The sequence below is a fragment of the Marinitenerispora sediminis genome (assembly GCF_003336425.1).
Taxonomy (GTDB): Bacteria; Actinomycetota; Actinomycetes; order Streptosporangiales; family Streptosporangiaceae; genus Marinitenerispora; species Marinitenerispora sediminis.
Map to the genome: position 1 here is coordinate 1 of NZ_QEIO01000160.1, position 11,492 is coordinate 11,492.

Here is an 11,492-nt window from a genome sequence, read left to right on the forward strand (position 1 = left end):
GCCCATGAGCGCCCCGCCCGGCGCCCTGCGGCTGCGCCCGCCGCGGCACCGCGTGCACCGCCGGGCGGTCGCCTGGTGGAGCGCCCGCGCCCTGCTGTGGACGGCGGTGCCCACCGCCGCCCTCGCCGCGGCCGCGCTGCTCATCGAGCCCTGGCGCCCCTGGCTGTGGCCCGCCGCGGCGGCGGCCGGTGCGCTCGGGGCCGCCTACGTCCTGGTCATGCCCGTCTGGCGGTACCGCGTGCACCGCTGGGAGACCACCGAGGACGCCGTCTACACCGCCGCCGGCTGGTTGTGGCAGGAGTGGCGGGTGGCACCGATGTCGCGGATCCAGAGCGTCGACACCACGCGCGGCCCGCTGCAGCGGCTCTTCGGGCTGTCCACCGTCACCGTCACCACCGCGTCGGCGGCCGGCGCCGTCGGCATCGCCGGGCTCGGGCGCGAGCGGGCGGAGGCGCTGGCCGACCTGCTCACCGCCACCACCCAGGCCACTCCGGGAGACGCCACATGACCACCACCGACTCCACGCAGTGGCGCCGACTGAGCGCGCGTTCCGCCCTCGCCGCGACCGTGCTGCTCGCCGCCGTCATCGGCGCCCCCGCGCTGGTCGCCGCCCTCGTCGTCGCCGTCGCCTGGTCGGTGCCCGTCGGCCTGGCCGTCGCCGGCGGCGCGGTGCTCCTGGTGGCCGCGCTCACCGGCGGCGAGTGGGTCCGGGTCCGCCGGACGCGCTACCGCCTCACCCCCGAGCGCCTGGAACTGCGCGCCGGGCTGCTCGCGCAGACCCTGCGGTCGGTCCCCCGGGACCGGATCCGCAGTGTGGACGTCACCGCCGACGTGGTGGCGCGGCTGCTCGGCGTCGGCACGGTCACCATCGGCACCGGCGAGACCGCGGGGGCCGAGGGCGTGCGGCTGCGCTCGCTCGACGCCGCCGACGCCGACCTGCTCCGCCGCACGCTGCTGGACCGCGGCGCGGCCGCCGCGGAGGCCGCGCGGCCGGGGGAGGGCACCATCGCCCGGCTGGACCCGCGCTGGCTCGGCTACGCGCCGCTGGCCGAATGGGCTCCGCTGCTGGGCGTCGGCGCCTACGGCGGTCTCTACAGCGTGCTGTCCTGGTTCGGCGAGGACCGCGCCAACCGCGTCGCCGCCGCCGTCTTCGAGTCCGTCCGGCCCTACTGGCTGCTGGCCGCGCCAGGGGCACTGCTCCTGGTGCTGCTCACCGGCATGGCGGCGGCCGCGCTCATCGGTGTGGAGACGTGGTGGGGCTACCGCCTGGAGCGAGAGGTGGACGGCTCCCTGCGGCTGCGGCGCGGCCTGCTCACCACGACGTCGATCTCGCTGGAGCAGTCGCGGCTGCGCGGGGTCGAGCTCTGCGAGCCGGTGCCGCTGCGGTGGGCCGGGGGCGCCCGGCTGCGGGCCGTCGCCACCGGGCTGGGGGCGGCCAAGGACGAGGAGAAGGTGGGCCGCGACACCCTGACCCCGCAGCTGCCGCTGGCCGTGGCGCACCGGGTGGCCGCGGGGGTCATGCGCGCGGAGCGGTCGCCGTTCGCGGCGGCTCCGCTGCGCGCGCACCCCGCGGCGGCCCGTCGGCGCCGGCTCGTGCGGGCGATCCTCGCGGGCGCGGCGGCCGCGGCCGCCACCGCGGCCCTGGTGGCGGCGGTGCCCGCGACCCCCGGCTGGGTCTGGGCCGCGCCGCTCGCCGTGCTGGCGGTCGCGCTGCCGTGGGCGCACGCCGCCTACCGCGCGCTCGGCCACGCGGTCGCCGGCGAGTACCTGCTGGTCCGCGCGGGCGGCCTGCTCCGCCGCACCGTGGCGGTGCGCCGAGAGGGGGTCATCGGCTGGCGGATCACCCGCTCGCCGTTCCAGCGCGGGGCCGGGCTGGCGACGGTGGGGGCCGCGACCGCCGCGGGCGCCGGGATGTACCGGGCGGGCGACGTCGACCTGGGCGCCGGGCTGGCGTTCGCCGACGCGGCGGTGCCCGGTCTGCTGGCGCCCTTCCTGGTCCGCGGCTGACCCCGTGACCGCCGGTACCGCGCGGGCGACCGGTCGATACCGGGGAATATGGGTAGGTTCTCGGCAGCGGTCACCGCGCCGCGGGCGCGGTGGCACGGGAGAGGTGAGGGGCTGAGGGCGATGCCGGATCCCAAGGGCGACATCCGAGTCTTCCTGGTGGACGACCACGACGTCGTACGGCGCGGAGTGACGGCCCTGCTGGAGAGCGAGCCCGACGTGGAGGTCGTGGGCGAGGCGGGCACCGCGGCCGACGCGGTCGCCCGCATCCCGGCCGCGCGGCCGGACGTGGCGGTGCTGGACGTGCGACTCCCGGACGGCAGCGGGGTGGAGGTGTGCCGCGAGGTGCGCTCGCGGCTGCCGGAGGTGGCCTGCCTGATGCTCACCTCGTTCCCCGACGACGACGCGCTGTACGACGCCATCATGGCAGGCGCGGCCGGGTACGTGCTCAAGCAGATCCACGGCTCCGACCTGGTGCGGGCGGTGCGGACGGTGGCGTCGGGCCGCTCACTGCTCGATCCGCGCAGCACGGCGCGGATGCTCGAACGGCTCCGCGAGGACGCGCACCGCCAGGACCCGCTGTCCGCGCTGACCGACCAGGAGCGCCGCATCTTCGACCTCATCGGCGAGGGCCTCACCAATCGGCAGATCGGGGAGCGGATCTTCCTGGCCGAGAAGACGGTCAAGAACTACGTGTCGAGCGTGCTCGCCAAGCTCGACATGCAGCGCCGCACGCAGGCGGCCGTCTACGCGGCCCGTCTCAGGGCGGAGTCCCCGCACCGCCAGGACAGCTGAGCGGCCGCCGCGACGCGGCTCGATGGCCGGCTACGGGAGGGGCACATGACCGGAGGGGCGACCGCACCGCTGGTGACGGCGGTCGACGGCAGTGAGGGCGGTCGCCACGCCCTCGAATGGGCGGTGGACGAGGCGCGGTTGCGCGGCCTGCGGCTGCGGGTGGTGCACGTCTACAGCTGGCTCGGATTCCGAGGCGCGGCTGAGGGCGCCCCGGAGTTCGACTTCGCCGCGATGGGCCGCCGCATCGCCGAGCGCGCCCGCGACCGCGCGAAGGCCCGCGCGCCCGGACTCGACGTCGAGGCCGTGTGGGTCGAGGGCGACCCCGGGGACGTCCTGCTGGACGAGGCCGAGGGGGCCGCGATGGTGGTGGCCGGCTCGCGCGGGGCCAGCCGGCTCGGTGCCGTGTTCATCGGGTCGACCGGGCTCCAGCTCGCGGCGTTGGCGCCGTGCCCGCTGGTGGTCGTCCCGCACCTCGCACCGCGCCCCGCCACCGGCCGCGTGGTGGTCGGGGTGGACGGCTCCGCGGCCGCCCGGGCGGCCGCGGAGTGGGCGTTCGAGGAGGCCGCGCTCCGCAGCTCCGTGCTGCGCGCCGTGGCGGTGCGCGGGTCGGCGTCGCACGGCGTCTTCGCGTCGCTGGAGACCCCGGAGCCGGGCCCCGGCACACCCGAGGAGCGAGCGGCGCAGGAGGAGGCTCGGCGCGAGCTGTCGGAGTCCGTCGCCGGGCTGCGGGACCGCCACCCCCAGGTCCCGGTCGAGACCGAGGTGGCCGCCGGCCACGCGGCCCGCACGCTGACGGCGGAGTCCCGCGGCGCTGACCTGGTGGTACTGGGGTCGCGCGGCCGCGGCGGGTTCGCGGGCATGCTGCTCGGTTCGGTCAGCCAGACGGTCCTGACCCATTCGGCCTGCCCGGTCGCGGTGCTGCACGCCCCCGAGGAGTAGGCCTCCGGCGGGCACACCGGGGAAGGGCCGCGCCGCGGGACGGCCCCGTCGCCGCGGCGCCGGCGAGCGAGCGGGCCAGGATTCGGGCGAGCGGCCGTCCGGGCGCGGCCGGGCCGCGGTTCTCGGGCCGGTCCCGGCCGGGCTCCACCGCCCCGAACGTGCGCGCCGGCCCCGGGAGCCGACGGCCCCTGCGGAGGAGCGGGGCCGCGCTCCAGCCCGGCCGCCGCACCGCGGGCCGGGGCCGCGACGGCACCCGCACACGCTCCCCCTCCGGACCCACCGGCCCGGAGCCGGGCCTTCCCTGCACGGGAGGGGGCCGCGAGCGGTCCTGGTTCCGTGGCCGCGCGGGTGCGCACCCGTTCGGCGGTGGGCCGGCGGCCCCGCGACCACGGCCTCGGGGAGCCGGCTGCGCGGCACCGGACGCCCGGGCGGCACCACTCCGGCCCTGGAGCAGGGCGGTGCGGCCGTCGCCCCACCACCGCGAGCGAGCCACCGCGTGGACCTGGACGCGGCGTCCCCGTGCGGCGCCCAGCGGAGCGGCCCGGCCGCGCCGGTCCACTCCCCCACCGCCTCTTCCGGTACCGAGCGCGCATCCACCGGCCCAGGCCACCGCACCGTGCGCCTCGTACCGGGACGGGCCGCCCGGGCAGGGACCCCGCATACCCGGAGCGGCTACCACCTGCCCCACCGGGCGGCGAGCACGGCATCGGCGGACCGCCGCCCCCGCGCGGTCCGGATCCCCCGGCTCCGACGAGCGCCGCGATCCGGCCCGGCCCGTCAGGAGAAGGCCGGAAGGGCGCCGGCGCGCGGCCGGGTCCGGGGCCTGCGGCGCGGCGGCGCCCGCAGCGCCGGGCGAGCCCTTCGGCAGCGGCAGGACCGACCAACGTCCCGTTGCCCGCCGGGGCCGCGTGGTGTCCGATGGATGGTGGGAGGTGGAGGCCATGCCGCACGCGAAGGCGGTGGTCATGCCGGTCGAGCACCTCTCGGCGATGATCTTCGGCACCGACGGGGTGGTCACCGACACCGCGCGCATCCACGCCGCCGCGTGGAAGCGGACGTTCGACGAATTCCTGCGGGTCCGGGCCCGGCGCGACAGCGGGCGGTTCGAGCCGTTCGACATGCGCGCCGACTACCTCCGCTACGTCGACGGCCGGCCCCGGCTGGAGGGGGTGCGCACCTTCCTGGGCGCGCGGGGGATCACCCTGCCCGAGGAAGCGCCCGGTGACGACCCCGGCGCCACGACCCCCGCCGCCCTCAGCGACCGCAAGGACCGCTACTTCCTGGAGCACGTGCGCCACTACGGTGTCGCCGCCCATTCCTCGACCGTGGCGCTGGTGCGCGGCCTGCTGGACCGCGGGATCGCCACGGCGACGGTGTCGGCCAGCCGCAACTGCGCGGCGGTGCTGCGCGCGGCCGGCGCCGCCGACCTGTTCGACGTGCGGGTGGACGGGATCGACGTCGCCCGGCTCCGGCTGCCCGGCACGCCCGATCCGGCGCTGCTCCTGGAGGCCGCCGCACGCCTGGGGGTGCCGCCCGCCCGCGCCGGCGTGGTGGAGAACGCCTGCCCGGGCGTGACGGCGGCGCGCCGCGGCAGGTTCGGCCTGGTGGTCGGCCTCGACCCCGGCGGGCACACCACCGAGCTGTACCGCCAGGGCGCGGATGTGGTGGTGACGGACCTCGGCGACCTGACGCTTCCGGAGGTCGCGGGCTGAACCCGGCGACGGCGCCGGGCCCGCACCGGCGCAGCCGGGCACGCCCGCGGGCGGCCGCCTCCCCGCGCGGCGCGGGCAGCGGCACGGTGCCCAGCCACCGCCCCTCCGCCGATCACGCGGAGGCAGCCCCGCATCCGCCCCCGGCACGGCGTCCTCATCCCGGAGCCGCTACGCACCCCCGGTGAGGAGGACGGACCCTCACCACGTCACCGAGGACCTCCCGGGCCAGGTCGCCGGAGCCGGGCGCATGGGCCGCCCCCGGGCGCGGCCATAGCAGACGTCCGCGTCACCGTGCCCCGCCGCCTTTTCCCGACCGGCCGCGACGGGGACGTCTCGCGGTGGCACCAGCCGTGCGCGCCCGAGACGCACCCGCCGACTCGCGCGCCGGTCGTGGCCGCGGCCCGCCAGAGCGGCGCGAGCCGGTCGCGGGCGCAGGCAGCCGTCCCCGTGTGTGCCCTCCAGCTGGTCAGCACCACCACACCGGCGCACCGGTGGCCACGTCCCCGATCGCCCACGACCACCAACCACAAAGGGCCACTCGTCTAGTGCTCGATGATGGCCATCTGCGCCTCGTCATGGCGGTCCCCGGCCGCGGCGGGGAGCGCGTCGAGGCGGTCGATCTGCGCGGGGGTCAGCACCACGGCGTCGGCGGCGGTGTTCTCCTCGACACGCGAGACCCGCCGGGTGCCGGGGATCGGCGCGATGTTGCCGCCCTTCGCCAGCAGCCAGGCCAGGGCCACCTGCGCCGGCGTGGCGCCCGCCTCGGCCGCCACCGCCTCGACCTCCTCGACGATGCGCAGGTTGCGCCGGATGTTCTCCCCGGTGAAGCGCGGGTTGCCGGCGCGGAAGTCGTCGGCGCCCAACCCGTCGGCCGAGCGGACCGTGCCGGTGAGGAAGCCGTGGCCCAGCGGCGCGTAGGGCACGAACCCGATGCCCAGCTCCCGCGTCAGCGCCAGCAGCTCCGCCTCGGGGTCCCGGGACCACAGGGAGTACTCGGTCTGCAGCGCCGCGACCGGGTGCACGGCGTGGGCGCGGCGGATGGTCGCGGCTCCGGCCTCCGACAGGCCGATGTGCCGGATCTTGCCCTCGGCCACCAGATCGGCCAGCGTCGCGACGACCTCCTCGATCGGGACGGCCGGGTCGACCCGGTGCTGGTAGTAGAGGTCGATGCGGTCGGTGGCGAGCCGCCGGAGCGATCCCTCGACCGCGGTGCGGATGTTCACGGGGCTGCTGTCGAGGTGCCCCGGACCGCCGCCGGCGTGCGAGATGGCACCGAACTTGCTCGCCAGCACCACCTCGTCGCGCCGCCCCCTGAGCGCGCGGCCGAGGAGTTCCTCGTTGGTGAAAGGGCCGTAGATCTCGGCGGTGTCGATGTGGGTGACCCCCAGGTCGAGGGCCCGGTGGACGGCGCGGACGGATTCGGCGTCGTCCGCGCCCCCATCGGAGGACGCGGCCAGCGACATCGCGCCCAGGCCGATCCGGGATACGGCGAGTCCGCCCAGCAAGACGTGCTGCATCAGATGGGTTCCTTCTTCCGTGCTCGTCCGGCGTTCCGGGCGCCGCCCGCGGGCGGCCGGCACCCGCCCGCGCGCCTGGAGCGGCGCGCCGGCCATGTGCCGCTGCCCAGTCTGGCGGGGACCGGCGGCGCGGGGTGGCGGAACGGGCGAGCTCGCACGCGCGGACCCCGCGCCCGCCAGCGCGGGACCTCCGGCCCCCGGGGTGGCGCCCTCGGTCCCTGGTGCGCGCGGCGCCGCTCCGATGGGCTGGAAGCGCCGGAGCCGGACACGAGGGCATCCGCCGCGTACCGGCCGCGCGGCGGGAAGGGGGACGACCCGCGATGGGGGACACCGCTCGGCGCGCGGGCGCCGGTCCCAACCTGTCCGCTCCCGGGGCGGAGCGCGAGCTGCTGGACACCGCGCGGTGGGCCGCGGAGCACGCGCCGTCGGTCTGGAACACCCGGCCGTGGACGCTGGAGGCCGACCGCGGGCGCATCTCGCTGCGCATCGACCTGCGCCGGCGGCTGCCCGTCGCCGACCCGGCGCTGCGGGAGTCGGTCCTCAGCTGCGGGGCCGCGCTCCTCACGATCCGGATCACGCTGCTCGCGGGCGGGTGGCGCCCCGAGGTGAGCCGGCTGCCCGACCCCGACCGGCCGGGCCTGCTCGCCGACGTCAGCGTGGCGGGGACGGCCGAGCCCGGCGACCTGGAGCGCGCCCTGTTCTCCGCCGTGGAGCACCGGCACACACACCGCGGCCCGTTCGAGAACGGCGTCGAGGACCGGGGGCTGCTCCAGGACCTGAGCGCCGCGGCCCGGACGGAGGGCGCCCGGCTGCGGACGGTGACGGAGCCGACGCTGGTGCGCTCGCTGGCCGGACTGGTGGGCGCGGCGGAGTACCTGCACCGGCACGAGCGCGACCGCGGGGAGGAGATCGCCCGCTGGACGCGCGAGTCGGGTGACCGCACCGCCCTCGGGGTGCCCGCCCAGGACTTCCCGCCCGCCGACGACGCCCCCAACCGGCTCTTCCCCGGCCGCGACTTCGGCGGGGGCCGGGTCCGCGGCCGGATGCGGGTCTCGGGGACCAGCGACGGGACGGTGGCGCTGCTGAGCACGCCGGGCGACACCCGGGCGGACTGGCTGGCCGCCGGCGAGGCCCTGCAGCGGGTGCTGCTGACGGCCGCGCACGGCGGTGTGTCGGCCGCCTTCCACCCGCAGCCCCTGGAGGAGCCGCTGCTGCGCGGCTTCATCGGTGAACGCCTGGGACTGGCGGACGGCGGCCACGCGCAGATGCTCCTGCGGCTGGGCCGCCCCGGCGCCTCCGCGCCGGCATCCCGGCGGAGGGCCGCCTGACACCGCGCGCCGCCCCCCGCGACCTGCTTCGATGCCGCGCCAGCTCTGTCCGCGGCCGCGTCGTGGGCCTAGACTCGGACGTGTACTGGACCGCACGTCGAGCGCGGCGCAGCCGCGGCATCCCAGGGCGGACCGATGATGGCCGACGAGACTCCGGGTACCGAGCGGGGGCGGGAGCTCCTGCCCAACACGCGGCTGGACGACTTGCTGAGTGAACTCCAGTCGCGCGTCACGGCCGCGCTGCTGACCCGGGACCGCGTGCACGCCCTGCTGAACGCGGTGGTCCTGATCGGGACCGGGCTGGACCTGGAGACCCTGCTGCGCCGCATCGTCGAGGCGGCCACCAAGCTGGTCGACGCCCGCTACGGCGCGCTGGGCGTGATCAGCTCCGACGGCCGGCTGCTGCAGTTCCTGCCCGTCGGGTTGGGCAGGGAGGAGATCTCCCGGATCGAGCACTGGCCCGAGGGCGAGGGCATCCTCGGCCTGCTGATCAAGGAGCCGCAGTCGCTGCGGCTGGACGAGATCTCCGGGCACCCGGAGTCGCGCGGCTTCCCCCACGGCCACCCTCCGATGCACAGCTTCCTGGGGGTGCCGATCCGGGTGCGCGACGAGGTCTTCGGCAACCTGTACCTCACGGAGAAGGCCGGCGGTGCGGCGTTCGACGAGGACGACGAGGCCATCGTCACCGCTCTGGCGACCGCGGCCGGCGTCGCCATCGAGAACGCCCGGCTCTACGACGCGACCCGCTGCCGGGAGCAGTGGCTGGACGCGTCCGGGGAGATCACCACCCGGCTGCTCTCCGGTGCCGCTTCCGGCGAGGTGCTGCACATGATCGCCGCGCGCGCCCGGCTGATGGCCGAGGCCGACCTGGTCGCCATCGCGCTGGCTGAGGACGGCGCGGACGGGCTGACCGTCCGGGTCGCCGAGGGCGCGGAGGCGGAGCGGGTGACCGGCCGGACGATCGGCACGGACGGGACCCTCCCCGGGCGGGTGCTGCGCGGCGGCGAGCCGGCGGTCGGCGACGTCGGCGAACCCGGCGCAGACGAGGCGGCGCTGGCGGCGACCGGGATCGGGCCGGTGCTGCTGGTACCGCTGGGCGGCGGGCACTCCACCCAGGGTGTGCTGCTGCTCGGCCGCCAGGCGGGCCGCCCGGCGTTCACGCCGTCGGCCGCGCGCACCCTGCACGCGTTCGCCGGCCACGCGGCCGTGGCGCTGGAGCTGGCCGAGAGCCGGCGCGCCACCGAGCGGCTCACCGTCCTGGAGGACCGCGACCGCATCGCCCGGGAGCTGCACGACATCATCATCCAGCGGCTGTTCGCGGTGGCCATGTCGCTGATGAGCTCGGTGAAGCGGATCGACGCCGAGGAGCCGGCCCGCCGGGTCCGCCACGCGGTGGAGGACCTCGACGACACGATCCGCCAGATCCGCTCCACGATCTTCGCGCTGCAGAGCGCCGGCGACGGCGAGCGGCAGTGGCTGCGCAACCAGATCCTGGAACTGGTGGAGTCGGCCAAGGACTCGCTGGACTGCACGCCCGGTCTGCGCCTGGACGGCCCGATCGACAGCGCCGTGCCGGACGAGGTCGCCGACCACCTGCTCGCCGTGCTGCAGGAGGCGCTGTCCAACGTCGCGCGGCACGCGCACGCGCACCGGGTCGACGTCCGGGTGCGGGTCGACACCGACCTGCTGCTGGAGGTCGAGGACGACGGGAGCGGGATACCGGAGCGGGGCCGCCGCAGCGGGCTGCGCAACCTGGCGGAGCGCGCCCGGCTGCTCGGCGGCCGCTTCGAGGCGGTGCGCCGCCCGGCGGGCGGGACGCGGCTGACCTGGCGGGTGCCGCTGCCCGACGAGGAGTGAGGCGCCGGCACGCGCGGCACCACCGCCCGCCGACGGGGCCGGGGTCACCCGGCCGGTGTCTGGCGCGTGTCGTCGTCGGCGGCGGTCAGGTCGCCGGGCCCGGGGCGCCGGAACCCGAACCAGCCGCGCCGCGCGGTCCGGCCGGCCGCGAGGTCCCATGCCAGCCGCTCGCGCAGCTTGTCGACCGCCGCGCAGACGCTGTCAGCCTCGGCGCTCGCCGTGGCGGTGGCGGCACCCAGCCGGACGACCGCCTCGGCCTCAACGAGGCTGCCGTATCCGTCGACGGCGCGGCGCCACAGCGCCACGTCGACGTGGTCGACCCGCACCCGGGAGTAGCGCTGCAGCGTCGCGAACCTGTCCCGCACGTGCGCGATGGCGACGGGGTCGAAGCCGTCGCACGCCCGCACCGCGATCCTGCGGTAGCGGACCAGCTGCCTGCTCTTCACGTCGGCCCCCTTCGTCCGTCGGCTCCGTCGGAGGTTGTGGCCAGTCTCGCGCGCGGGGGCGGGCCGGGGTCAGCGTCCTTCTGCCCCTCCGCGTGTGCCTTTCGTCCCGGAACCCCGGCCGGGACCTTCGCCCCGCGCGGGTCGGGCGAAGGTCTCATGTGCGCGGGCCCGGTGGCGTCGCAGGATGGGACGGGACGGTTGCGGGAGGTGCCATGAGCGTCGGGAGCGGAGCGCACACCGGTCGCGGGGACCTCAGTCGGCGGGTGGCGCACCGGCGCGCCGAGCTGGGCCTGAGCCGGCAGGAGGTCGCCGAGCGCGCGGGTATGGCGACGGGGTACGTGGCCTACCTGGAGGAGCATCAGCCGCAGCTCACCCGCTGGGCGCTGACCCGGCTCGCCGCCGCGCTGCGCACCACGCCCGGCGCGCTGCTGGGGGTCGGTGCCGACCTGCCGCCCGGCTCCGGCCGGGAGGGGGTGCCCGCGCCGGTGCTGTACTGGCTGGGCGCCGAGGAGTGCATGGAGCTGGTCGCGCCCGGCGGCATCGGCCGGATCGCCTTCTGCACGGAGGGCGCGTCGGGCCCCGCCGTGCTGCCGGTCACCTACACGGTGGTCGACGGCAACATCGTGTTCCGCACCGCCCCGGAGGGGACGATCGCGGAGCACTCGGAGGGCTACGTCAGCTTCGAGGTGGACCAGCTGGACGGCGTGATGAGCGAGGGCTGGAGCGTCCTGATCCGCGGCCGGGCCCGCCAGGTCCGCGACCCCGAGGAGCGCGACGCGCTGCGCCGCTCGACCGCCGTCCGCCCATGGGCGGGCGGCGCGCGCGACGCCTACGTGGTGATCGTGCCGACCCGGATCAGCGGCCGGCGCATCTGCGCCCGCCCCTCCGAGGTCC

10 protein-coding genes are annotated in these 11,492 nt (G+C 77.3%); 8 read left to right on the plus strand and 2 right to left on the minus strand.

Annotated elements, in window-relative coordinates; genetic code table 11:
- Positions 1 to 4 precede the first annotated feature (4 nt).
- From DEF28_RS22725 to DEF28_RS22745, 5 genes are all read left to right on the plus strand, one after another.
- The gene (locus DEF28_RS22725) at positions 5 to 508 is read left to right on the plus strand and encodes a PH domain-containing protein (protein WP_114446219.1); all 504 of its coding nucleotides are present in this window, start codon (positions 5 to 7) and stop codon (positions 506 to 508) included.
- Positions 505 to 2,007 (plus strand): PH domain-containing protein, encoded by a 1,503-nt coding sequence (locus DEF28_RS22730; protein ID WP_114400557.1) that lies wholly within the window; start codon positions 505 to 507, stop codon positions 2,005 to 2,007. Before DEF28_RS22725 ends, DEF28_RS22730 begins: the two co-directional genes overlap by 4 nt.
- Positions 2,008 to 2,127: 120 nt before the next feature.
- Complete coding sequence (locus DEF28_RS22735; RefSeq protein WP_114400558.1) at positions 2,128 to 2,799, plus strand: response regulator; 672 nt, start codon at positions 2,128 to 2,130, stop codon at positions 2,797 to 2,799.
- Positions 2,800 to 2,844: 45 nt separating this feature from the next.
- The gene (locus tag DEF28_RS22740; protein WP_114400559.1) at positions 2,845 to 3,738 is read left to right on the plus strand and encodes a universal stress protein; all 894 of its coding nucleotides are present in this window, start codon (positions 2,845 to 2,847) and stop codon (positions 3,736 to 3,738) included.
- Between the two features lie 941 nt (positions 3,739 to 4,679).
- A complete protein-coding gene (locus DEF28_RS22745; protein WP_114400562.1) occupies positions 4,680 to 5,450 on the plus strand; it encodes an HAD family hydrolase in 771 nt (256 codons plus the stop codon).
- A 542-nt stretch (positions 5,451 to 5,992) separates the two neighbouring features.
- Here the strand turns inward: DEF28_RS22745 and DEF28_RS22750 are convergent.
- A complete protein-coding gene (locus DEF28_RS22750) occupies positions 5,993 to 6,967 on the minus strand; it encodes an aldo/keto reductase (protein ID WP_114433387.1) in 975 nt (324 codons plus the stop codon).
- 320 nt (positions 6,968 to 7,287) lie between these two features.
- Here DEF28_RS22750 and DEF28_RS22755 point away from each other — a divergent pair, with 320 nt between their 5' ends.
- The gene (locus DEF28_RS22755; protein WP_233515490.1) at positions 7,288 to 8,295 is read left to right on the plus strand and encodes an Acg family FMN-binding oxidoreductase; all 1,008 of its coding nucleotides are present in this window, start codon (positions 7,288 to 7,290) and stop codon (positions 8,293 to 8,295) included.
- Between the two features lie 138 nt (positions 8,296 to 8,433).
- Positions 8,434 to 10,152: a sensor histidine kinase gene (locus tag DEF28_RS22760; RefSeq protein ID WP_114400564.1), complete on the plus strand. Its 1,719-nt coding sequence runs from the start codon at positions 8,434 to 8,436 to the stop codon at positions 10,150 to 10,152.
- 44 nt (positions 10,153 to 10,196) lie between these two features.
- Here the strand turns inward: DEF28_RS22760 and DEF28_RS22765 are convergent, their stop codons facing one another.
- Positions 10,197 to 10,598 (minus strand): hypothetical protein, encoded by a 402-nt coding sequence (locus DEF28_RS22765; RefSeq protein ID WP_114400560.1) that lies wholly within the window; start codon positions 10,596 to 10,598, stop codon positions 10,197 to 10,199.
- Between the two features lie 212 nt (positions 10,599 to 10,810).
- On the opposite strand from DEF28_RS22765, the gene DEF28_RS22770 reads away from it, so the two are divergent.
- Positions 10,811 to 11,492, plus strand: a 682-nt coding sequence (locus DEF28_RS22770; protein WP_114446220.1) for a helix-turn-helix domain-containing protein, incomplete at its 3' end; no start/stop codon positions are given.

What these genes read in the sequence shown, in the direction of transcription:
- DEF28_RS22725 (WP_114446219.1), top strand. Translation starts at nt 5, where the DNA reads ATGAGCGCCCCGCCCGGCGCCCTGCGGCTGCGCCCGCCGCGGCACCGC.
- DEF28_RS22730 (WP_114400557.1), top strand. Translation starts at nt 505, where the DNA reads ATGACCACCACCGACTCCACGCAGTGGCGCCGACTGAGCGCGCGTTCC.
- DEF28_RS22735 (WP_114400558.1), top strand. Translation starts at nt 2,128, where the DNA reads ATGCCGGATCCCAAGGGCGACATCCGAGTCTTCCTGGTGGACGACCAC.
- DEF28_RS22740 (WP_114400559.1), top strand. Translation starts at nt 2,845, where the DNA reads ATGACCGGAGGGGCGACCGCACCGCTGGTGACGGCGGTCGACGGCAGT.
- DEF28_RS22745 (WP_114400562.1), top strand. Translation starts at nt 4,680, where the DNA reads ATGCCGCACGCGAAGGCGGTGGTCATGCCGGTCGAGCACCTCTCGGCG.
- DEF28_RS22750 (WP_114433387.1), bottom strand. Translation starts at nt 6,967, where the DNA reads ATGCAGCACGTCTTGCTGGGCGGACTCGCCGTATCCCGGATCGGCCTG.
- DEF28_RS22755 (WP_233515490.1), top strand. Translation starts at nt 7,288, where the DNA reads ATGGGGGACACCGCTCGGCGCGCGGGCGCCGGTCCCAACCTGTCCGCT.
- DEF28_RS22760 (WP_114400564.1), top strand. Translation starts at nt 8,434, where the DNA reads ATGGCCGACGAGACTCCGGGTACCGAGCGGGGGCGGGAGCTCCTGCCC.